Origin of the sequence: Streptomyces sp. NPDC008317 (genome assembly GCF_042955955.1) — a bacterium.
Taxonomy (GTDB): domain Bacteria; phylum Actinomycetota; class Actinomycetes; order Streptomycetales; family Streptomycetaceae; genus Actinacidiphila.
Genome location: NZ_JBIBFQ010000006.1, coordinates 191,378 through 213,137, shown reverse-complemented (window position 1 = coordinate 213,137; position 21,760 = coordinate 191,378). Strand labels below are relative to the sequence as shown.

Genomic DNA, 21,760 nt, shown 5'->3' with positions numbered 1-21,760 from the left:
ACGATCAGTTCCCGCCCCCGCTGCGCGGCGAGACCAGCGCGTCGCGGATGTCGCGCAGCAGTGTGATCTCCTCGACCTCGGCCGCCTTCTCCACCACCTCGTCGTGCTTGCGCTTGCTCGCCTGCCGCGCCAGGTAGCGGGACATCGGTACGACCATCAGGAAGTACACGACCGCCGCGGTGATCAGGAACGTCAGGACGGCGCTCAGCACCGAGCCCCACAAGATGTGGATCCCGCTGATCGTCTCGCCCTTTTCGTTGACGACGCACGGGCCTTTCAGACAGGACGAGTACCCAACGAGATCCTTCGTACCGAAGGCACCGACCAGAGGATTGATCACGCCGTTCACCACGGAGTTCACGATGTTGGTGAACGCGGCACCGATGACGACCGCGACCGCGAGGTCGATCACGTTCCCGCGCGTGATGAATTCCTTGAAGCCTGCCAGCACGCCCGGCTTGTTCTTGTCGGTCACCGCTATGCCTCTTCCGTGACGCCGATGTGGCGGAATGATGGGTTCCGCCATAGAAGGCAATGCGGGTTCGGCGTGTCCAATCGCCGTCCACGAACGGGTGATTCAGCACAATGTCACCGCCAACGGTGACGAGACGGCCGCTCCGGAGAGCGCCGCCGCCGTACGGCGTGGCACGGCGAGCACGACCAGCGCCCCGCCGCCTCCACCGCCACTGACATCGGGTGGGGCGGACTCTCCTGCGGGCTTCGAGTCGTCCGCGCGGCCCGGCACGGCCACAACGGTCGCGTTCGACGCCACCACCCGCGAACTGGCCAGCACATCGATCCGGTCGCCAGGGCGCAGCAGCGCGACGGCCGCCGCGTCGGCGATCCGCACCGGCGCCCTGACCAGCACCTCGGCCACGTCATGGGGCGCCCGTACGGTCGCTGCGTGGGTGGTGTCGCTGGCCGGCGCGGGTCCGCGTGGGGCCGCCGCGTCATGACGCGGGCCGGTCCCGTGCGCCGCGGACGCCGCCAGCGCGGCGGCCGTCAGCGCCAGACCGAAGGCCAATGAGCGCCGTCGGCGCCCCGGCGACCGCCGCAGGAGCTGCCGTCGGCCGCCCGCTCGGATCGGCGGGAAGTCCGGCACCGCGCAACGCGGCGGCGTGTACGGCTCGGGGCACGCCGGAGCCGAATAGGGAGTGGGGGAGCAGGACATGACGGACCACCGCCTGACGTGAGGTGCTCGATACCGGTATGTCCGGTCGATGCATCCACCATCGCGCACGGCGCCGACAGCGCTCCGATCCCTGTGGACAACTCCCGACTTGTGGATAACTCGGCCACCCGGAGGCGTGAATTACCGCTTCGCGAAAGGCAGGAGCCAAGGGATACGGGAGTCCGCGTGCTAGGGGAAAATGATCCCCGGGTCCTGGCCCCCCAGCGAGTCCACGCACAGGCAGTCCCGCGCGTCGTTGTCCGGCAGCTCGCCGATCAGGTCGAAGAGCACGTCCCGCATCCGGCCGACATTGGCCGCGAAGACCTCCAGCACCTCCTCGTGGGAGACGCCCTCTCCGGTGTCGGCGCCCGCGTCCAGATCGGTGACCAGCGTCAACGACGTGTAGCAAAGCCCCAGTTCGCGGGCGAGCACGGCCTCGGGGTGGCCGGTCATCCCGACCACGGACCAGCCCTGCGCCGCGTGCCAGAGCGATTCCGCGCGCGTCGAGAAGCGAGGACCCTCGACCACCACCAGCGTCCCGCCGTCGACCGCCTCCCAGCCACCCGACCGTGCCGTGCCGACGGCGGCCCTCCGGCCCACCGGGCAGTACGGGTCGGCAAAGGTCACATGGACCACGTTCGGCACCTGACCGTCGGCTCGCGTCTCGCCGTCGAAGTACGACTGGGCGCGCGACTTCGTACGGTCCACGAGTTGGTCGGGCACCAGCAGCGTTCCGGGGCCGAACTCGGTGCGCAGACCGCCCACCGCGCACGGACCGAGCACCTGGCGCGCGCCGACAGACCGCAACGCCCACAGATTGGCGCGGTAATTGATCTTGTGCGGTGGCAGATGGTGCTTGCGACCGTGCCGGGGCAGGAACGCCACCCGGCGCCCCGCTACCTCACCGACGAACAGCGAGTCGCTCGGCGGGCCGTAGGGAGTCTCGACCGTGATTTCGCTCACATCGTCGAGGAAGGAGTAGAAACCGGATCCACCGATGACGCCGATCTCGGCCTGCGCGTCCGTCGCACTGCTGCTCTGCACCATGTCGATCACCCTATTGCGACGCCGCGTACACGACGAAACCCCACCGTGAAAACGGCGGGGGTTCGTAAGATCCGCGAAAGCCTCGGAAGGGCTCAGGCCGCCGACGTGCTGTTCGAGGACGAGGAGCCCGTGCCGGAACCCGAAGAGGAGCCGGACGATGAACCCGACGACGAGCCGGAGGACGGCTTGCTGTCGGACTTGCTGTCCGAGTTGCTGCTCTTGGCGGCAGGCGCGCTGCTCGTGGACGAGCCGCGGCTGTCGGTCCGGTAGAAACCGGAGCCCTTGAAGACCACGCCCACGGCGGAGAAGACCTTGCGCAGGCGTCCGCCGCAGTTGGGGCACTCGGTCAGCGCGTCATCGCTGAACTTCTGCACCGCCTCGAGGCCCTCGCCGCACTCGGTGCACTGGTACTGGTACGTCGGCACTTGCTCCTCCTGGCACTCTCACTCATTGAGTGCTAACGACGCTCAATAGTGCAGTATTTCCCGGCGTCAGTCCACCGGGACCGCCGCACGGTGACCGATCACACCCGACGCGACCACTCCTCGCGATTGTGGCACCAACCTCTCGCGCAGCCCCACCAGCACCGTGAGCGCCAGCGCCGTACCGGCCAACGGCACCGTGAAACCGGCGTGCGAGCCGGCGTGGTCGGCCAGCAGCCCGGCTGTCGTCACGGCGGCCGCCTGCCCGAGCGCGACCGCCCCCGTCAGCCACGTGAACGCCTCGGTCCGGGACTCGCCCGGTACGAGGGCGTCCACCATCGTGTAGCCCGTGATGAGCGTGGGGGCGATGCACAGGCCCACCAGCAGCCCGAGCGGTGCCAGCACCGGCACGGCGTGCACGGCCCACAACGGGGCGCAGGCGAGTGTCAGGGCCGCGTACGCCGCGAGCAGCCTGGCGCGGGGGCTGCGGTGCCAGGCGACCGCGCCGTAGACGACGCCCGCCAGCATGTTTCCGGCGGCGAAGGTCCCGTACAACAGGCCGCTGATGCCGGGCCGGCCGATTTCCTGGGTGAAGGCGGTCAGCGACACCTGCATGCCGCCAAAGACGGCGCCGATGCCGAGGAAGGCGACGGCGAGCGCGCGCACTCCGGGTACGGACAAGGCTGAGGCGGGTTTTCCGCTGACACCCACCATGGTGGGGTGCGGAACGGGCGCGGTACTTCTCTGCGCGGCGAAGAGGATTCCTCCCGCAAGGGTCAGCGCTGCCTCGGTGATCAGCCCAGCCGCCGGGTGCACCGCGGTGCACAGCGCGGTGGCGAGCACAGGGCCGATGACGAAGGTGAACTCGTCGGTCACCGACTCGAAGGCTGCGGCCGTTGTCATCAAGGGGGAGGCGGCGCTGGACGGGGCGGTTGCCGAGCCGTTCAACGCCACCGCCCAGCGCGCGCGCACCATGGGCCCGATCTGCGGCACGGTGGCACCAGCGGGCACGGCCGCCGCGAACAGCGTCCAGGTAGGCGCATGGGTCAGCGCGAGCGTCACCAGTCCGATGACGGAGACGGTGTGCAGGGCGACGCCTGGTACCAGGACGGCACGTTGCCCGAAGCGGTCGGCCAGTCGGCCGCTCCTCGGGGCGCACAGGGCCATCGAGACCCCGGTGACGGCCGCAGCGGCTCCCGCTGTGCCGTAGGAGCCGGTGGTGTGCTCGACGAGCAGCACCATGCCGATGGTGAGCATCGCGAACGGCTGCCGGGCGGCGAAACCGGGGAGCAGGAAGGCCCAGGCGCCGGGGGTGCTCAGCAGTTGCCGGTAGCCGGTCTTTGCATCGACGCCGACGGGCGTGGGCGTTGTCCCGGGTGGGGACGTGGACGGGGAGGTGGGCACCTTGGATGCCACAGCCTGGTCTTTCTGCCGCCTGGTAGCGCGTGCGCGGATCCAGGTCCGCGGATGATCGCGCCGAGAGCCGTCCGCTCAGCGCGGGAATCCGCGCCGGCTCTGCGTCAGACAGAGGTTGAACTCGACAAATACCTCACCATGATACGCGGAGACCGGAGCCGTTTTCGCGCACCTGGTGCGGTCCGGACGTTGATCGGATTTACCGGTCGCCTGGTCGGCCGCGTTGCCGACCAGGCGGCTTCTCTCCGAGCCACCCGGCGAGCTTGCCGCCGCGCCCGACGGCCCGCAGCCGGGCCTCGGCCGCATCCCGTACCGGATCGGTGGTCACCACGAGCAGTTCGTCGCCGCGCCGCAGCACGGTCGACGGCAGCGGTACGAAACTGGCGCCCTCGCGTACCACCAGGGTGACGGCGGCGCCGGTGGGCAGCCGCAGCTCGTCCACCTCGACGCCGTGCATGCGCGAGCCGTTGGGGATGGCGACGGACAGCAGGTGGCCCTGGAGCCGTTCCAGCGGCGCGGATTCGATGCCGAGGTCGGCGGCGTCGCCGTTGCTGTCGCCGGACAGCCGCAGTCGGCGGGCGACCCATGGCAGGGTCGGGCCCTGCACCACGGTGTAGACGATCACCAGGACGAAGACGATGTTGAAGATCCGCTTGCTGTCGGTGATTCCCGCCACCATGGGGATGGTGGCGAGCACGATCGGCACCGCGCCGCGCAGCCCCGCCCAGGACATCAGCGCCTGTTCGCGCCAGGGGATGCGGAAGGGGAGCAGGCTCGCGATCACGGAGGCGGGCCGGGCGACCGCGGTCAGGAACAGTCCGATGATCAGCGCGGGGACGACATCGTCACCCAGTTCATGCGGTGTGATGAGCAGACCAAGTAGGACGAACAGGCCGATCTGAGCGATCCAGCCGAGCCCTTCGGCGAAACCGCGAGTCGCGGGGCGGTGTGGAAGTTTGGCGTTGCCGAGGATGAGCGAGGCGATGTAGACGGCGAGGAAGCCGGAACCGTGCGCCATGGCACCTGCCGCGTAGGCGGTGACGGCGATCGCCATGACGGCAATCGGGTAGAGGCCGGAGGCGGGCAGGGCGACGTGTCTGAGGCCGTAGGCGCCGCACCAGCCGACCGCGAGCCCGATCGCGGCACCGATGACCAACTCCAGCGCTATCTCGCCCACCAGGTGGTACCAGTGGTCGACGGGACCCGCCGCCGAGAAGGCGACCACCAGGATCACGACAGGGGCGTCGTTGAAGCCGGACTCGGCCTCCAGGACGCCGGTCACGCGCTTGGGAAGCGCCACATTGCGCAGCACGGAGAAGACGGCGGCCGCGTCCGTTGATGACACCACCGCGCCGATGATCAGCGCCTGCCGCCAGTCGAGGCCCACCAGATAGTGCGCGGCGCCGGCCGTGACGAAGACGCTCAGCATCAGGCCGAATGTCGACAACACCGCGGCGGCAGGCAGTACCGGTTTGATTTCCTGCCATTTCGTACCAAGTCCGCCTTCGGCGAGGATCACCACCAGTGCGGCATAACCCAGGACTTGGGTGAGCTGGACGTCGTTGAAGGTGAAGCCGAAGACGCCGTCCTGGCCCATGATGACGCCAATGCCCAGGTAGATGAGCAGAGTGGGAAGGCCACTGCGTGAGGCGAGGCGCACGGCCACGACCGCGACCAGCAGTACTGAGGCGCCGACCAGCAGGATCTCGTTGAGATGGTGGACAGTCAGGGTGCCGGTCCTTTCAACTTCGTTGCCTTACCTAACATTTTACGCTCTCTTGACATTCCACGGCCCACCGGCCGCCGACCGCTGGGCTGCCCCTATGGTTGCCCTTGCACAACGAGCACCTTGATCACCGGTCCGCCCTGCCCCTCGAAGGACAGCGATGCCCGCACGGAAGAAATCCCGCCGCGTACGCTTCATCGTGATCGCGTTCGTGCTGCTGCTCGTAGCGGGCATCGGATTCGGGTCCTACTGGAGCGTGAGCACCGTCCGCGCCTCCTTCCCGCAGACATCGGGCTCGCTGAAGCTCAAGGGCCTGTCAGGGCCCGTCGACGTCATGCGCGACGCGAACGGGATCCCCCAGGTCTACGCCGACAGCCCCGAGGACCTTTTCCGCGCCCAGGGCTTCGTCCAGGCGCAGGATCGGTTCTACGAGATGGACGTACGCCGCCATCTCACCTCGGGACGGCTGTCCGAGATGTTCGGCAAGGGCCAGGTCGAGACCGACGCCTTCCTGCGCACCCTGAACTGGCGCGGCGTCGCGCAGAAGGAATACGACACCAAGCTCGACGCCACCACCAAGAAGTACCTCCAGGCGTACTCCGACGGGGTCAACGCCTACCTCAAGGACCACAGCGGCGCCGGACTGTCGGTCGAGTACGCGGCGCTGTCGTTCAGCAACGACTACAAACCCGCACCCTGGACGCCGGTCGACTCCGTCGCCTGGCTCAAGGCGATGGCCTGGGACCTGCGCGGCAACATGCAGGACGAGATCGACCGCGCCCTGATGACCAGCCGCCTCAGCCAGGCGCAGATCAAGCAGCTCTACCCGGCGTATCCGTACGACCGCAACCGGCCGATCGTGGAGGGCGGTTCCGTCAACAAGATCACCGGCGCGTACGAGCCCGCGTCGTCCGGCGGCCCGCAGGGACTCAGCAGTTCGGTCAACACACAGCTTTCGGGTATCTCGCAGATCATCGACCAGATGCCCGCGCTGCTCGGTCCGTCGGGTGACGGCATCGGCTCCAACTCATGGGTGGTGTCCGGCACCTACACCACCACTGGCAAGCCGTTGCTGGCCAATGACCCGCATCTGGCGCCGCAGCTTCCCTCGCTCTGGTACCAGATGGGCCTGCACTGCCGGGTGGTGAACGCCGCCTGCCCGTACGACGTCGCCGGTTACACCTTCTCAGGAATGCCAGGGGTCGTCATCGGCCACAACCAGAGCATCGCCTGGGGAATGACCAACCTGGGGGCGGACGTCACCGACCTCTATCTGGAGAAGGTCACGGCGGGCACCTACCTTTACGACGGCAAGCAACTGCCCTTCAAGACGCGCCAGGAGACCATCAAGGTCGCGGGTGGTAAAAGCCGCACCATTACGGTGCGCGAAACCAACAACGGCCCCGTGATCTCCGACCGCAGCGACGAGATCCGCACCGTCGGACAAACCGCACCCGTCACCGATCCACCGGGCGGCGTCAACAGTGGTTATGCCGTCGCTCTGCGATGGACGGCGCTTGAGCCCTCGAAGACCATGGACGCCGTCTTCGAACTCGACAAGGCGACGGACTTCGACCAGTTCCGGGCCGCCGCCGCCGACTTCGCGGTCCCGTCGCAGAATCTGATCTACGCCGACACCAAGGGCAATATCGGCTACCAGGCGCCGGGTCAGGTGCCGACGCGCGCCGACGGTGTGGACGGTACGTACCCGGTGCCTGGCTGGGACTCGCACTACGATTGGACGGGCACGATCCCGTTCAAGTCGATGCCGTACGAGTACAACCCCTCCCGCGGATACATCGTGACCGCCAACCAGGCCGTCATCGATCAGAGCAAGTACCCGTACCTGCTGACCGAGGACTGGGGATACGGCACCAGGAGCCAGCGCATCAACGACCTCATCGCGTCCAAGATCAAGGACGGCGGCAAGGTCTCCATGGACGACATGCAGTCGATGCAGGGCGACAGCAGCAGTGAGATCGCCAAGCTCCTCGTTCCATATCTTCTGAAGATCAACATCACGAACGACAAGGGCGACTACGTACGCAAGGCGCAGCAACTTCTGGAGGGCTGGGACTTCAACCAGGACGCCGATTCTGCCGCCGCCGCTTACTTCAACGCGGTGTGGCGCAATGTCCTGAAGCTGGCCTTCGGCAACAAGCTGCCCAAGGAATTGCGTCCCGAGGGTCAGTGCCTGCGGGTGCCCCCGGCCGGGCAGACCGGGCCGGTCGACAATCTCGACGGCAGCAGCGGCACGGTCCACGAGTGCGGCGAGCGGGATGCCGACGAGGCGCAGCCGGACGGCGGCGACCGGTGGTTCGAGGTCGTTCGCAAGATGCTGCCGCAGCAGAACAGCCCCTGGTGGACGATGTCGACAACGGCGTTCTTCAGCGGAGACCCCGACAAGAAGCACCACAGCGATCGTGACCAGCTCCTTGGGCAGGCCATGAAGGACGCCCGCTACGAACTGACCGCCAAGCTCGGCAAGGACATCGACACCTGGAGCTGGGGCCGCCTCCACAAGCTGGAGCTGAAGAACCAGACGCTGGGAACCGAAGGCCCTGCCGTGCTCAAGTGGCTGCTCAACCGCGGCCCCTGGCAGCTCGGCGGCGGTGAGGCGGCCGTGAACGCGACCGGCTGGAACGCGGCGGGCGGTTACGACGTCGTCTGGGTCCCGTCCATGCGGATGATCGTCAATCTCCAGGACCTCGACAAGTCCCGGTGGATCAATCTGACCGGTGCGTCAGGTCACGTCTACAACGCGCATTACACCGACCAGACCAATATGTGGGCGAACGGCGAACTTCTCCCCTGGGCGTTCTCCGCCGAGCAGGTGGACAAGGCCACCAAGGCGAAGATGGCACTCACTCCGTAAATCACACCGGTAATCGCGCACCTGGTGACGGAAAACGTCACGCGCGAATGACGTCACCTGGTGAAGCGGTGCACTCCTTCCGGTGTCACCGCCAGGTCTACGAGGTGGTCGTGCGGTTCCTGCGGGACCCGGTCGACCACCTCGTGCGCGTAGAGCAGCACCATGAGAAGCGGATCGACCGCGGCCTCCCTCAGCCGGGCGAGGACCCGGTCGTACGAGCCGCCGCCGCGGCCAAGACGTACACCGCGCGCGTCCACGGCGAGGCCAGGCAGCAGAACGGCCCGCGCCGTGGTGACGGCTTCGGGGCCGAGGTGTTCGCCGGTCGGCTCGAACAGGCCGCGTCCGGTGCGGTGCAGGGCGTCGGGGCCGTCGTATGCGGCCCAGTCCAAGTCGTTGTCGGGGAGCAGGACGGGCAGTAGGACGCGCGTACCGGCGTTCCGCAGGGTGTCGATCAACTCCCGGGTGCCGGGCTCCGCGCCGATCGACACATAGGCGGCCACCGGTCCGGGGGCGGCCAGTTCGGGCAGGCCGCGTACGGTCTGCGAGAGCGCTGTCGCTGCGGCGGCACGCTCGGCGGCGGTAAGGTCGCGGCGGGTGCGCAGGAGCCGGGTCCGCAGTGCTGCTTTTCGCTCGCGGGCGTCGCTCATACCACACACATCCGTCACCAATCCGTCACAACCAGTCGTACCTTCGTCTTCGGGCAAATACTTGCCCGCTATGGTGCACGGCATGACGCAATCACATCCTCGTACCCGGATCAGCAAGGCTGTGATCCCTGCCGCCGGTCTTGGTACCCGCTTCCTGCCGGCGACCAAGGCGACGCCCAAGGAAATGCTTCCCGTGGTCGACAAGCCGGCCATTCAATACGTGGTCGAGGAAGCCGTGTCCGCACAGCTCTCCGATGTGCTCATGATCACAGGACGCAACAAGCGCGCCCTGGAGGACCATTTCGACCGCAACTACGAGCTGGAGGAAGCACTCACCCGCAAGGGTGACGAGTCCCGGCTCGCGCGGGTACGCGAATCCAGCGGTCTGGCGACCATGCACTATGTGCGCCAGGGTGACCCGAAGGGCCTCGGTCACGCGGTGCTGTGCGCTGAACCGCACGTCGGTGACCAGCCGTTCGCCGTGCTGCTCGGTGACGACCTCATCGACCCCCGCGACCCGTTGCTGGCGCGCATGGTGGAGGTGCAGGAACGGCACGGCGGCAGTGTCGTCGCCTTGATGCGGGTCGATCGCTCGCAGATCCACCTCTATGGTGCAGCCGCCGTGGTGCCGACGAGCGACGACGATGTCGTGCGCGTCACCGACATGGTGGAGAAGCCGAGCCCCGACCAGGCACCGTCGTCGTATGCGGTCATCGGCCGCTATGTGCTCGACGCCGCCGTCTTCGACGTGCTGAAGAAGACCGAGCCGGGGCGTGGAGGCGAGATCCAGCTCACCGACGCGTTGCGTGAGTTGTCGCACCGGGACCACACCGGCGGGCCGGTGCACGGTGTGGTGTTCACCGGGCGGCGTTACGACACCGGTGACCGCGGTGACTATCTGCGTGCGATTGTCCGACTGGCATGCGAACGTGATGACCTGGGGCCAGATTTCCGGACCTGGCTGCGTTCGTACGTCACCGAGGAGATGCAAGAGTGAGTCATGACGCCGACCGGGTGTGGTCCGTCTCCGAACATCTCGACAGCATCCTGGGTCAACTGACCCCGCTGGAACCGATCGAGTTGCAGATCCTCGACGCGCAGGGGTGTGTGCTGGTCGAGGACGTCACGGTGCCGGTGGCGCTGCCGCCGTTCGAGAACAGTTCCATGGACGGCTACGCGGTGCGGGTCGCCGACACCAAGGCGGCGACCGAGGAGCACCCGGCGGTGCTCGACGTGGTCGGCGATGTGGCGGCGGGGAGCGGTGAACTGCCCACGGTGGGACCGGGCCAGGCCGCCAGGATCATGACAGGCGCCCCGCTGCCGCCCGGTGCTGAGGGTGTTGTGCCGGTGGAGTGGACCGACGGCGGCACCGGTGGCGGCCCGGCGGCGAGCATGAGCGCGCACAGCACCGATCCGGCCGGCGCGGCGGGTGAGGTGCGGGTGCACCGGCCGGTGGAGCACGGGCAGTTCGTGCGGGCTCGCGGCAGTGATGTCGCCGCGGGGGAGTTGGCGTTGGCCGCCGGTACGATTCTCGGTCCGGCGCAGATCGGGCTGCTCGCGGCGATCGGGCGCGGCGCCGTCAAGGTGCGGCCCCGGCCGCGGGTGGTCGTGGTGTCCACCGGCAGCGAGTTGGTGCAGCCGGGTGAGGACCTCGGACCCGGTCAGATTTACGACTCCAATAGTTTCGCGCTCACCGCCGCCGCGCGGGCGGCGGGCGCCATCGCGTATCGCGTCGGCGCCGTCGCCGACGAGGTGGAGACGCTTCGCGCCACCATCGAGGACCAGCTCATCCGCGCCGACATCATCGTCACCAGCGGCGGGGTGAGCGTCGGCGCGTACGACGTCGTCAAAGAAGCGCTGTCGTCGATCGCGGACGGCAGTGAGATGAACGTCAACGGCGACGACGGTGAGGGTGACATCTCCGCGCCAAGTGGACATGTCGACTTCCGCAAGCTCGCGATGCAACCGGGCAAGCCGCAGGGCTTCGGGCGGATCGGCCCCGACCGCACACCGCTGCTCGCGCTGCCCGGCAATCCGGTGAGCGCGTACGTGTCCTTCGAGCTGTTCGTCCGCCCCGCGATCCGCACGCTGATGGGTGCCGGGTCGGTGCACCGGGAGGTCGTGCGCGCGGTGTGCGTCACCGCGATCGAGAGGTCGCCGGAAGGCAGGCGGCAGTTCCTGCGCGGTCACTACGACCGGGCGTCCGGTACGGTCACGGCGGTCGGCGGTTCCGGGTCGCACCTGGTCAGGGCGCTCGCGCACGCCGACGCGCTGATTGTCGTACCGGAAGCCGACACCTCGGTCGAGGCCGGAGCGGACGTCGAAGTGGTGGTGCTGGAGCCGTAGGCGATCGGCGGCCGGGCGGTCCGCGCGCACACCGGCGCGGACCCGCGGGCCGCGCGGAGGTCCCTGCCGGTACGGTGTCTGCCCAAGAGACCGCACCGGGAGAACGATGAGCAGCGCGCAGCAGCACCTCACCCACCTCGACGAGGCAGGCGCGGCCCGAATGGTCGACGTCTCCGCCAAGGACGTCACCGCGCGCACGGCCAGGGCGACAGGACGGGTCCTGGTCGATCCCGGCGTCATCAAACTTCTGCGCGGCGCAGGCGTTCCGAAGGGCGACGCCATCGCCACCGCGCGGATCGCCGGGATCATGGGCGCCAAGCGCACCCCTGACCTGATCCCGCTCTGTCACCCGTTGGCGGTGTCCGGTGTGACAGTCGACCTGGTGGTCGCCGACGACGCCGTGGAGATCACCGCCACCGTGAAGACCACCGACCGCACCGGGGTGGAGATGGAGGCGCTGACCGCGGTCACCGTCGCCGCGCTCACGGTCATCGACATGGTGAAGGCCGTCGACAAGGCGGCGGTCATCACCGATGTGCGGGTCGAGGAGAAGACCGGCGGCAAGTCCGGCGACTGGCACCGCGCATGACCGGGCCCGCCGTACCGCAGGCCGCGCCGGGCCGCACCCTGCGCGCGCTCGCCGTCACCGCGTCCAACCGCGCCTCCGCGGGGGTGTACGAGGACCGCGGCGGCCCGCTGATCGTCGCCGCGCTCCAGGAGTGGGGTTTCACCGTGGACGGCCCGCGGGTCGTACCCGACGGCGTGCCCGTCGGCGAGGCGCTGCGGGAGGCGGCCGAGGCCGCGTACGACGTGGTGGTGACCACCGGCGGCACCGGTATCTCGCCGACGGACCGTACCCCCGAGGTCACCCGGGAACTGCTCGACTACGAGATCCCCGGTATCGCCGAGGCGATCCGCGCGGCGGGACGGGAGAAGGTGCCGACCGCCGCGCTCTCCCGTGGCGTGGCGGGGGTGTGCGGACGCACGCTGGTGGTGAACCTTCCCGGTTCGAGCGGCGGGGTCAAGGACGGCCTCGCCGTACTCGCCCCGCTCCTGGTGCACGCCGTCGACCAGATCCATGGCGGCGATCACGTGAATGACCAAACGACTTCAGTCCCTGGGAGACCGAGCTGAACGGGTCCTGGCCGGTTGAGTTGGTGGACGGTGACATCACCCTCCGCCCGATCCGGATGCGTGACCAGCGCGCCTGGCGCGAGGTCAACCGGCGCAACCGCGACTGGCTGCGTCCGTGGGAGGCCACCGTGCCGCCCGCCCCGCCCGGCCATGTCGCGCAGCGCCCCACGTACCGTCAGATGGTGCGGCACCTGCGCTCGGAGGCGAGCGCGGGCAGGATGCTGCCGTTCGTGATCGAGTACCAGGGGCGGCTCGCGGGGCAGCTCACCGTCGCGGGCATCACCTGGGGGTCGATGTGCTCGGCGCACGTCGGTTACTGGGTGGACGAGGCGGTCGCCGGACGCGGTGTGATGCCGACATCGGTGGCGCTCGCCGTCGACCACTGTTTCCGGCGCGTCGGACTGCACCGCATCGAGGTGTGCATTCGCCCGGAGAACGGTCCCAGCCGCAGGGTGGCCGAAAAGCTCGGTTTCCGGGAGGAGGGGCTGCGTCCGCGCTATCTGCATATCGACGGTGGATGGCGGGACCATCTGGTCTACGCGCTGACGGCGGAGGAAGTCCCCGAGGGGTTGCTGAACCGCTGGCGGCAGGCCAGGCCCGGGACGCACCAGAAATAAAACAATTGTTCGAAAATGAAGCCAATCGCAAAAAAATCTTGGCATATCAGCCAGATCGTGCGACACACCGGGCCAAATTGCGTATGGCGTGTCTCGATCACCCCTACCGTGTAACGCGTGAGCAGTAGTGGCCTCATCTACGCAGTCATCGTCGGGGCCTGGGCTGCCTACTTGGTGCCCATGTGGCTCCGTAGGCAGGATGAGCTCAACGAAGCGCGTCCGACGGAACGCTTCAGCACCGCCATCCGGCTTCTGTCCGGGCGCGCGGCGATGGAGCGGCGTGTCGCGAAGGCGCGAGGTGAGAGCGTCGAACCCGCGGAAGACGCAGCCGACGACGTATCCGAGGACGACCTCGCCGGAGCGGTGGACGTCCGCGGACTCGCCGTGCCCGCGACCGAGGTGCGGCCGGGCATCCCGCAGGGCGCCCACGGCGTCCACGGAGCACGCGGTACTCAGGGCGCGGCCGGCGTCCATGGTGCGCACACCGCGCATGGTGCCCGCCCCGGCGTGCCCAACCCGCGTGCCAAGGTGCTCGCGCGCCGTCGCCGCACCACGACACTGCTCTTCCTCGGCTTCACCGTCGGCGCCGTCGCGGCGGCCGTCGGCGGCGTCGCGCTGCTCTGGGCGCCTGCCATCCCGGCCGTTCTGCTGACGGTCTACATCGGCCAGATGCGTCGCCAGGAGCGGCGTCGCTTCGAGGTGCGCATCGACCAGCGGTACGCCGCCGAGGCCGCCCGACGTCTGCGCGCCCGCCCCGAACCGGCCGCCGAGGACCACCAGCACCAGCACAAGGCGGCGCCCGCCGAACGCCCCGCGCCCTCGCCGCGTACGGCCGACCGGCGCGCCCTCGTCGAGCAGACCGACCACGCCGAGTGGGTCGACCAGCAGCGCGCGCAGCAGAACAACGACGACGGCTGGGAGCCCGTACCGGTCCCGCTGCCCACCTATGTGACGGCTCCGGTCGCCCCCCGTACGCCGGGCGGCGTCGACCCCGGCGCGCCCGACACGTGGAGCGCCGCCAGGTCCGGCACCGCCGCCGCGGAATCCGCCCCGGCGGCTGCCGCGCAGGAGTCCACCCCGGCCGCCCCCCAGCCGCGCCGCCCGCGCCCCCGCACCCCCCGCACCCCGCTCTTCGACCAGTACGCCGACCCCTCCGACCGCCCCCGCGCCGCCAACGAGTAGTGCCGCCAGGCTTCCCGGCCATCCGGACCAGCGTGAATCGCGTTCACGACCACCCGTCTCGGGATGCTAGAGTTTTCCTCGTTGCAAGGGCCTGTGGCGCAGTCCGGTAGCGCACCTCGTTCGCATCGAGGGGGTCAGGGGTTCGAATCCCCTCAGGTCCACAACCAACTGTTCACGAGTTGTCTGGTGAGCGGTTGACGAGATCCCGTCCGATCTGATTGATCGGGCGGGATCTCGTCGTTTCTGGAGTCTGTTCGATGTGCTGTCCGAACGCGGCAGGCGTCGTGACATCTGTCCGGTGGTCGTCAGCCTGTGGGGCCGGGGTGGGTCGGGTGCGGAAGGTGTTCCGGGGCCTTAGCCGGGCGTGCGTGATCGCGTGTGGTGCTGAGCTCTCAGGTGACGGTGCGGATCTGCGGTCGTGCGGGCGGAGGAACCCTGGTCGCGGCGGGAGGCGAGAGTGCTGGATTGCTGGGTGCGCCGGCTTCGCAGAGGGTGGTGAGGGCTCGCTCGGTGCCGGTGGTCTGCTGCCAGGTGAACAGGATGTGCATGTTGATGCTGCAGATCATCAGCGCGAGCAGGATGGTCTGCGCGACTTGCCCGTGGGCGAGCCGTTTGGCGGGGTCGGAGATGTCGAGGCCGTGGCTCTTGGCTCTGCCTTTGAGACCTTCGATGTTCGCCCGCTCGGGCCGGTAGACGTCCTGCCAGGTGGGGTGGAGGTAATGGCGGTCCTGGCGGAATTTGTCGAGTTTGCCGAGGCCACCTGGCCGGACGGTGATCGTCGGCTTCAGGCAGATCCGCGGCAGTTCGTTCATGGGCAAGGGCCGCAGCCGTTCGCCTTGCGGGATCGGGACGGTGGGCTTGGCAGCGGTGTGTGCGGCGGTGGCTCGCTTGTTGGTGAGGTCGACGACGGCCGACTGCGGCGCGGGGACGCGGTGGGAGTGGTTGAAGCGGGGGCAGGTTACGGCAGGCGAGGGACCCGCCGACGAGGAGGGCGCCCTGGTAGGTGCCCTGGACGCCGCGGTACTGCTGTTTGTAGTCGAGGACCAACTGGTAGCCCATGGTGCGGACCGGCTGTGCGAAGTTCTCGGTGGTCTGGTCGGTGTAGGCGCGGTCGGCTGCCAGCAGTCCCGTCGGGAAACCGAACGGGGCGAGCTGGGCCAGGGAGTGAACGGCGTTCGGGCCGATGCGCTTGCCCGTGGTGTCCAGGACGAGGCCGAGGGCGAGTTGCGGATGCCGGCTGACACGTTCACCGGCCTGCGGATGACCTGCGGGGTGCCGTCGGCTGGCGGCGACCAGGAGGCTGGCGGAGCGCCCGAAGATTCCTTCCTCGGAGCCTCCGCAGTAGTGCCAGCCCGCGGTGAGCTCGACGGAGGCCAGGCCCCGTCGTTCGCGGGGCGGCTGGTGCCAGTCGGGAATCGGTGTGGTGTCGGCGCCGATGTCGCCCCGCCAGCCCTTGAGCAGGCCCCGGCGGTGAACGAGGCGGACGGTGATCAGGATCAGACGATCGCTGATCTCCTGCAGCAGCTCCAGGCGCCGTTTGTGCTCGGCGTCCGTGTCCTCCCAGGCGTCGGCCACGATCCCGGCCTCTTCGGCGGGAAGCTGGCGGCGCCGGTCGCAGCGCTGCGCGTCCAGGGCGGTGGTCAGGCGGTCGAAGGACCGGTAGACGCGGCGGGAGAACGCGATCCTGGCGTGGCCGTCAGCCCTGCTGTTGTCCGGGATGCCGAGCCAGGAGCGGGTAGGGGCCCGCAGCTCATCGAGCAGAACCGGCAGACGTCCGCGAGGCTCGCGCTGCGGTGGTAGGGCAGCGCCAGCAGCAATCCCACCAGCACGGTCCGCACTGGCAGCCCCTTCGGTCCCGGGCGGCCCGCCAACTCGGCGTCAATCAGCTCCAGCACCCCGGACTGGTGCAGGACGGCATCGAGCTGGCCGACCTTGGAATCGGGGATCTCGAAGGGGGCGTCGGTCACCGGCCGGGGTCGGCAGTGCTTGATCTTCTCCGGGTTCCGCCAGGCCCGGGGCTTGGTCACCGCTGCTCCGGCCCCGCAACAGCCGGGCTGCGGTCGCCTCGTCCACGGGCGGCACCAGATGCTGCCAGCGGGCCAGGGAGGCGGCGGAAGCCAGTCCGGCCGCTTGGGCGATCAGGTGGTGATCAATATGCGCGCGCATCACTCGACGATCCACGTCGCTCGCAGCCGGCCCACGGACACCGCGGGCGTATTCCCCGGCGGCCGGTGCATCAGGGACCAGGAGCCGATCAGGTTCTTGGAGTATTCGACGGTCCGCGCGGGCCGGAACACGTACCCGCTGCCCGCCCGTTCCGCCAGTTCGCCCAGCAGGGCATCCCAGCCGGCTCGGGCGACGAGCGGGACCACACGCTTGACGCCCTTGTGCAGCAGCGGCCCGCCTTGGCGAGGACGCCGCAGATCGACGCCGCGACTGGCCGCCACCTCCCTGGGCGTGAGCCCCAGCCCCGCGCCCAGGCCCAGAAGTGCCAGGGCATCGGTCCGCTGCTGGCCCGGCAGGTGATCGGCCCAGTGCCGCAGACCCGCCAACTCGGCTGCCGTGTAGGGCTGGTGCGGAGACGCTTCCGCGTGCATCCGCGACGGGGCTGCCTCTCCGCGCTCGCTGAAGGCCAGAGCATCCCGCACCCGCAGGAGCCACGTCCGGTAGGTCCGCACCGACGACGTTTCGATGTCTCCTGCCCGCGACAGGACGAACGCGTCGATCACCTCATTGCGCAACCACGTATCCGGATCGCGTTCCAGCCCCGCCGGCTCGGCCCACAACGCCAGGCGCCCGAGGACGTGCAGCAGCCTCTCCACCTCGTAGGGAACCGAGCTCACCGTGGCAGCGGCCACCGAGCTGACGAGTGGCGCGACCTCGTCCCAGAGCGGTGGAGCCTGCCGGGGGCGGTAGCGGGCGATCTTCGCAGACGTATCGGGATCAACGACCACGGCCATACATACCGGCTGGACAAGCAGCCATTCCAAGCGTGATCGACTTCGACGGACAGGATGGTGCGCGCATGGTCGGCGGACGCGCCCGCGCACGCTCCCCCCGGCAGATGACCCGCGATCCGGAAGCCTGGCCCGAACAGACCAGCCCCGACCCCGCGGCCGAGGCGGTTCGACAGATCGCTGACGCCCTCACCCGGGCGCTGGCCGATCAGGGACTGAGTCTGCGGGCGGCGGCGGCCGGTTCCGGAGTCAACCGGCAGGCCATCGCGGATCTGCTCGCCGGGCCGGTCCTGGCCCGACGTGGCCACTGTCGCCCGACTGGGCGCGTTCACCGGAGGGCGGCTGTGGCCGCGAAATTCCACGACCGATCGAACTGGGACGCATTGAGCCTCGATTCGCGCCCGGAACCGCACAACGGCGACCGGGCATGACGACTTCGCGGCTCCACGCTTTGAGGGGGGAAAGGCATCTACTACGCTCGGAAACGCGGGAGCCACCGTTCACTTGGGCGCTCACGCACATTCGGCACCGCCGAGCTGAACCCTCGGTGGTGCCACCCTCCCCGGCCGCACCGGCGGCCGTCGCGTCACCTCATGCCCACTCCTTCCTGACGGTGTCCGCCAGCCGTGGGCGCGATCGCGAAATACGCCGTCGGGCCTTCAACCACCCGGCCCTCTTTCGCCATCCGCTTCAGCCGGGAACGGGTCGTCTCCACCCACCGCGTGCTCGTGACGTCCTCGCCGATCGTCGCGCAGATGTCCTGCACCTTCATCGCCCGCCCAGCCCCAGCCAGAAGCACCAGCATCTGCTCGCGTGCCACCTCCCAGTCCAACTGGGTCCCGGACGCAGCAGAAGCACCTGAGCTATCGCCATCAGCCGAAGCTGAGACCTCGGCCGAACCGCGGGGCGAACTGCTGGCGGGCGGCGCCTGCCCGGCCTCTTCCGACGCTGCCTGAGGACCCTCGGTGGAAGCACCGCCGCCCAGAAGCGATTCCGCCGTCTCCCGGGTGATAGTCAACCGCGCCAGCCGTTCCTCGGCGACGGTGATCTTCTCCCGCAACGCGGACAACTCGCCGCGCACGATGGCTTCTTCCTCATCGAGACGCTGAAACAGCGATGTCATCTCGTCCCGCCAATCGCCCGCAGCCGACAGCCGGCTTCCACGGCCTCCGAAGCTCCAGGCAACCGTAGAAGGGAGCGCACCAAGATCGCAGAAGGTGACCGCTCATGCCGCCAAACGACCACACACGCCTGCCTTCCGCCCGCGCCGCGTCGCCCCACGACAACTCCCGTCCGCGCCGTAAGCTCATCTCGTGCCGGCAGAGGACAGCCCCCAGAACAGCGTCAAGCACTGGCAGGAGCGCACCAGCGTCTACGACTTCCTGGAGCAGGTCCTTCTGCGACCTGGCATGCGGCTTCCCGGCGGCTCACTCCAGCACCTGCACTCCATCCTCATCGGCTACCGAGTCGCCCTGGGCGTGCACGACATCAACGAACCCTTCGATTTCTGGCCCGACGGGGACTTCACCTACTGGCTTCGTGAGCAGCAGGGCATCTCCGGTTCCCTCAGCTGGGCAGCAGGCATCGAGCATGCGACACCAGCGGACTCCACACCGGTCGAGGAGTTCTTCCGGCTGCTGGCCCAATTTCGCCAAGTCGGACGCCGAAGGTGGGAGGACGAGGCCGGTGCCTGATCTCCAGTTCAGCTGGGAACTCAGCGGGTCCGGCTGGGCAACCTGCCGCATCGCAGACGGTTCGTCGGAGCGCAAGGACATCGTCAGCTACCTCACCGATGCCCTTGCCGACCTGCTTCACAGCGTTGCCGGCCTCTACAGCCTGAACTCCGTCCACCGGTTCTCCTTCGACCTCGAACCGGCCGAAGTCAGGTGGGTCCTCCGACGTCTGGGGCCGGACGTGGACATAACGATCTACCGCTTCCCAGACATGTCCGCGAGCTTCGACGCGAACGACGAGGCCGGCACGCTCGTATGGACCTCGACGCAAAGCCGTAGCGCCCTGAGTCACGCTGTCATCGAGGCCGCGCAGTCAGTGTTGCGGCTTCACGGCGAAGAGGGCTACCGAGCAAAGTGGGTGCAACACCCCTTCCCAGCCGCAGCACTGCAAGACCTGCGTCGGCTGCACATCCGAGAGGACGCATGCGGCAACCTGCACGACATTTCCGCCCCATAGGCGGCCCACGCTTCTCCCGGGAAGCGATCACCACTCGGGAAGCGATCTCCAAAGGCGTTGGATGTGCTGGTCAGACCCACGTCTGGCAGCCGTTCCCGACCCCGGCGTACTTTCACGCTGGTCCGGTCCGTGCGGCCGCTGTCAGTGGCCTCTGTCAGGATTCCTCGATCAGCACCGTGATCGGGAGAGAGCTATGGGCACTTGGGACGTCGGCCCCTTCGACAACGACACCGCAGCGGACTTCTGTGGCGACCTTGACGAGGCTGCCGCAGGCGAACGCGAGGGCCTCGTCCGCGGCGCTCTCACCCGTGTGATCGACACCGTGGACTACCACGAAGCGCCAGAATCAGAGGTAGCCGTGGCCGCGGCCGCCATCGTCGCGGCGCAGTGTCCCGGGGGTGAGCCTGCTGATCCCGTTTATGGGCCGGAAGAGCTCCTTCCTGATCTCACCGGCCTGCGCGATCTGGCACGTCAGGCCCTCGGCCGTGTCATGACCGAGCCGTCCGATCTGATGGAGCTGTGGGCCGAGCCGAGTGGCGCCTCCTGGCGCGCGAACGTCCGCCAGTTGCAGAACGTGCTCCTGCCACAGCCTCCTGGAGAGCAGTTCAGCCTGATCTGACCGACCGCGACCGCTACTTGAGTCCTGCCTGAAAGGCCACCATGAGCTGGGATGTGCTCCTCCTCCGCTTGCCCGACGAGGTCACCTCGATGCACGAGCTTCCCGACGACTACTCGTCGGAACCGCTCGGCCGGCAATGCGACGTGCTCGCGGCTGTCACCCGGGCCGTTCCCGAAGTTGATCTCTCGGACCCCACGTGGGGCGACCTGTCCGGCCCCACTTGGTCCATCGAACTCAGCATCGGCTCAGAAGACCCGGTGGACTCGATCATGCTTCACATTCGGGGCTCCGGCGACGACGTGCTGGCACCCGTCTTCCGCCTTGCAGAGGCTCTGCGGTGCAAGGTGCTCGATCTCGCCGAAGGGGACCTGATCAATCCGGGACAGACGTCGGGCTGGCACACCTTCCAACAGTTCCGTGACGGTGTGCTCGGATCCGCTCAGTGATGCCGCCCGGCCGGATGATCACGTCCAGTGAAGGCGATGGGGATTCCCAACCCCTATGGCTCAGCGACGAGCCGGCCGCAGCCGGGCTGTGGGCTCGGATGCACGCCGAACACAGAGGCTCCGGCCAGTGGCCCCTGCTGCTGGACGCGCTCGACCCCGAGGATGCCGAATTCCGCCCCTGGGGATCGGGCGAGGTGTTTCCAGAGCAGATGTCCGCTGCCACGGGCCACGACCCAACCGCCCTTCTCGCGAAGTGGTGGGCGACGTATACCGCCGTCGATGAAGACGACGACATGCTGTCGGCCGATCGGCGCCTCGCCGTCACCGCCCCCTTCGAGCAAAGCTGGCCCGGACGCGCACCCAGCCGAGAAGCCGTGTTGAGCGCTGACCAACTGGCCGCCGAGTACGCCGAGGTGTTCCTTTCCGACCACCCCAAGTCGCGTCTCGGGCTGGTCACCGCCGCATCCGGCGCAGAAGCCCTCACAACGGCAGGATGGTCCGGTCCCGCCAACTACGACAACGACACGGCGAAGTTCTCCGCGATCGTCGGCGACTGGGAGAACCGGTTCGGCGCCCGTGTCGTCGCTGTCGGCTTCTCCACCCTGCATCTCAGCGTCGCAGCCCCACCCACAACTGAGGAGGACGCCCTCCTGGTCGCTGCGGAGCACTTCGCCTTCTGCCCTGACAACATCTGGCAGGGCAGACGCCCGTACACACTGGGCGCGTACGCTGAGCGGCTCACCGGTGTCCACAACTGGGACTTCTGGTGGGACTGAGGCCCCTCGCTGACACCTTGCGCGGGAAACGATCAACCTTGCCGCGGGAAGCGATCTTCACGGGCGCCACGTGTGCCTGATCAGAGGTATTCGTCAACACCCCACAACAGGGCCGTTCCTGGGCGATTTCGGGAACGTTTGACGGAATCCCGCCGATCTTCATGATCGGACGGGATTTCTGTCGTTTTA

24 protein-coding genes and 1 tRNA gene are annotated in these 21,760 nt (G+C 68.5%); 15 read left to right on the top strand and 10 right to left on the bottom strand.

Going from position 1 to position 21,760, the window contains the following annotated elements; genetic code table 11:
* Positions 1–4: 4 nt before the first annotated feature.
* From mscL to ACFY9V_RS21085, 6 genes are all read right to left on the bottom strand, one after another.
* Positions 5–475, bottom strand: coding sequence for a large conductance mechanosensitive channel protein MscL (gene mscL / locus ACFY9V_RS21110; protein ID WP_391162377.1), 471 nt, complete (start codon positions 473–475; stop codon positions 5–7).
* Positions 476–577: 102 nt separating this feature from the next.
* Entirely contained in the window at positions 578–1,024 is a 447-nt protein-coding gene (locus tag ACFY9V_RS21105) for a hypothetical protein (RefSeq protein ID WP_391162376.1), read from the bottom strand.
* Between the two features lie 336 nt (positions 1,025–1,360).
* Positions 1,361–2,218, bottom strand: a complete 858-nt coding sequence (locus ACFY9V_RS21100; protein ID WP_391162374.1) for an S-methyl-5'-thioadenosine phosphorylase — start codon at positions 2,216–2,218, stop codon at positions 1,361–1,363.
* A gap of 92 nt (positions 2,219–2,310) precedes the next feature.
* A complete protein-coding gene (locus tag ACFY9V_RS21095) occupies positions 2,311–2,643 on the bottom strand; it encodes an FmdB family zinc ribbon protein (RefSeq protein ID WP_391043359.1) in 333 nt (110 codons plus the stop codon).
* A gap of 66 nt (positions 2,644–2,709) precedes the next feature.
* Positions 2,710–3,963, bottom strand: a complete 1,254-nt coding sequence (locus ACFY9V_RS21090; protein WP_391162564.1) for an MFS transporter — start codon at positions 3,961–3,963, stop codon at positions 2,710–2,712.
* Between the two features lie 292 nt (positions 3,964–4,255).
* Positions 4,256–5,785 carry a potassium/proton antiporter gene (locus tag ACFY9V_RS21085; protein WP_391043588.1) on the bottom strand — a complete coding sequence of 510 codons (1,530 nt, stop codon included), beginning with the start codon at positions 5,783–5,785 and terminating at the stop codon, positions 4,256–4,258.
* A gap of 157 nt (positions 5,786–5,942) precedes the next feature.
* On the opposite strand from ACFY9V_RS21085, the gene ACFY9V_RS21080 reads away from it, so the two are divergent.
* A complete protein-coding gene (locus ACFY9V_RS21080) occupies positions 5,943–8,657 on the top strand; it encodes a penicillin acylase family protein (protein WP_391162373.1) in 2,715 nt (904 codons plus the stop codon).
* A 53-nt stretch (positions 8,658–8,710) separates the two neighbouring features.
* On the opposite strand, the gene ACFY9V_RS21075 is transcribed toward ACFY9V_RS21080, so the two are convergent.
* Positions 8,711–9,304 (bottom strand): 5-formyltetrahydrofolate cyclo-ligase, encoded by a 594-nt coding sequence (locus tag ACFY9V_RS21075; protein ID WP_391162372.1) that lies wholly within the window; start codon positions 9,302–9,304, stop codon positions 8,711–8,713.
* Positions 9,305–9,386: 82 nt separating this feature from the next.
* Here ACFY9V_RS21075 and galU point away from each other — a divergent pair, with 82 nt between their 5' ends.
* From galU to ACFY9V_RS21040, 7 genes are all read left to right on the top strand, one after another.
* On the top strand, positions 9,387–10,301 hold the full coding sequence (gene galU / locus ACFY9V_RS21070) for a UTP--glucose-1-phosphate uridylyltransferase GalU (protein WP_355337861.1): 915 nt from the start codon (positions 9,387–9,389) through the stop codon (positions 10,299–10,301).
* Complete coding sequence (gene glp / locus ACFY9V_RS21065; RefSeq protein WP_391162371.1) at positions 10,298–11,650, top strand: gephyrin-like molybdotransferase Glp; 1,353 nt, start codon at positions 10,298–10,300, stop codon at positions 11,648–11,650. The genes galU and glp overlap by 4 nt, the downstream gene beginning before the upstream one ends.
* Positions 11,651–11,756: 106 nt before the next feature.
* On the top strand, positions 11,757–12,239 hold the full coding sequence (gene moaC, locus ACFY9V_RS21060) for a cyclic pyranopterin monophosphate synthase MoaC (protein ID WP_355337867.1): 483 nt from the start codon (positions 11,757–11,759) through the stop codon (positions 12,237–12,239).
* Positions 12,236–12,784, top strand: coding sequence for a molybdenum cofactor synthesis domain-containing protein (locus ACFY9V_RS21055; RefSeq protein WP_391162370.1), 549 nt, complete (start codon positions 12,236–12,238; stop codon positions 12,782–12,784). Before moaC ends, ACFY9V_RS21055 begins: the two co-directional genes overlap by 4 nt.
* Positions 12,781–13,401: a GNAT family N-acetyltransferase gene (locus tag ACFY9V_RS21050; protein ID WP_188279753.1), complete on the top strand. Its 621-nt coding sequence runs from the start codon at positions 12,781–12,783 to the stop codon at positions 13,399–13,401. The genes ACFY9V_RS21055 and ACFY9V_RS21050 overlap by 4 nt, the downstream gene beginning before the upstream one ends.
* 117 nt (positions 13,402–13,518) lie before the next feature.
* Positions 13,519–14,583, top strand: coding sequence for a gephyrin-like molybdotransferase receptor GlpR (gene glpR, locus ACFY9V_RS21045; RefSeq protein ID WP_391162369.1), 1,065 nt, complete (start codon positions 13,519–13,521; stop codon positions 14,581–14,583).
* A gap of 87 nt (positions 14,584–14,670) precedes the next feature.
* A tRNA-Ala gene (locus tag ACFY9V_RS21040) sits at positions 14,671–14,744 on the top strand.
* A gap of 231 nt (positions 14,745–14,975) precedes the next feature.
* Here the strand turns inward: ACFY9V_RS21040 and ACFY9V_RS21035 are convergent.
* A complete protein-coding gene (locus ACFY9V_RS21035) occupies positions 14,976–15,395 on the bottom strand; it encodes a hypothetical protein (RefSeq protein ID WP_391162368.1) in 420 nt (139 codons plus the stop codon).
* Positions 15,396–15,462: 67 nt separating this feature from the next.
* Between ACFY9V_RS21035 and ACFY9V_RS21030 the strand changes: the two genes are divergently transcribed.
* The gene (locus ACFY9V_RS21030; protein ID WP_391162367.1) at positions 15,463–16,383 is read left to right on the top strand and encodes a hypothetical protein; all 921 of its coding nucleotides are present in this window, start codon (positions 15,463–15,465) and stop codon (positions 16,381–16,383) included.
* Between the two features lie 365 nt (positions 16,384–16,748).
* Here ACFY9V_RS21030 and ACFY9V_RS21025 read toward each other — a convergent pair whose 3' ends face one another.
* The gene (locus ACFY9V_RS21025; protein ID WP_391162366.1) at positions 16,749–17,543 is read right to left on the bottom strand and encodes a hypothetical protein; all 795 of its coding nucleotides are present in this window, start codon (positions 17,541–17,543) and stop codon (positions 16,749–16,751) included.
* 32 nt (positions 17,544–17,575) lie between these two features.
* Here ACFY9V_RS21025 and ACFY9V_RS21020 point away from each other — a divergent pair, with 32 nt between their 5' ends.
* Positions 17,576–17,971, top strand: a complete 396-nt coding sequence (locus ACFY9V_RS21020) for a hypothetical protein (RefSeq protein ID WP_391162365.1) — start codon at positions 17,576–17,578, stop codon at positions 17,969–17,971.
* A 155-nt stretch (positions 17,972–18,126) separates the two neighbouring features.
* Here ACFY9V_RS21020 and ACFY9V_RS21015 read toward each other — a convergent pair whose 3' ends face one another.
* Entirely contained in the window at positions 18,127–18,663 is a 537-nt protein-coding gene (locus tag ACFY9V_RS21015; RefSeq protein WP_391162363.1) for a hypothetical protein, read from the bottom strand.
* A gap of 190 nt (positions 18,664–18,853) precedes the next feature.
* Here ACFY9V_RS21015 and ACFY9V_RS21010 point away from each other — a divergent pair, with 190 nt between their 5' ends.
* The 5 genes from ACFY9V_RS21010 (at position 18,854) to ACFY9V_RS20990 (ending at position 21,571) form a co-directional block, all read left to right on the top strand.
* Positions 18,854–19,234 carry a hypothetical protein gene (locus ACFY9V_RS21010; protein ID WP_391162361.1) on the top strand — a complete coding sequence of 127 codons (381 nt, stop codon included), beginning with the start codon at positions 18,854–18,856 and terminating at the stop codon, positions 19,232–19,234.
* Positions 19,227–19,730 (top strand): hypothetical protein, encoded by a 504-nt coding sequence (locus ACFY9V_RS21005; protein ID WP_391043395.1) that lies wholly within the window; start codon positions 19,227–19,229, stop codon positions 19,728–19,730. Before ACFY9V_RS21010 ends, ACFY9V_RS21005 begins: the two co-directional genes overlap by 8 nt.
* Before the next feature lie 193 nt (positions 19,731–19,923).
* Positions 19,924–20,349, top strand: a complete 426-nt coding sequence (locus ACFY9V_RS21000) for a DUF4259 domain-containing protein (RefSeq protein ID WP_391162359.1) — start codon at positions 19,924–19,926, stop codon at positions 20,347–20,349.
* A gap of 41 nt (positions 20,350–20,390) precedes the next feature.
* Positions 20,391–20,795 carry a hypothetical protein gene (locus ACFY9V_RS20995; protein WP_391162357.1) on the top strand — a complete coding sequence of 135 codons (405 nt, stop codon included), beginning with the start codon at positions 20,391–20,393 and terminating at the stop codon, positions 20,793–20,795.
* 98 nt (positions 20,796–20,893) lie between these two features.
* The gene (locus ACFY9V_RS20990) at positions 20,894–21,571 is read left to right on the top strand and encodes a DUF4253 domain-containing protein (RefSeq protein WP_391162355.1); all 678 of its coding nucleotides are present in this window, start codon (positions 20,894–20,896) and stop codon (positions 21,569–21,571) included.
* Positions 21,572–21,760 lie beyond the last annotated feature (189 nt).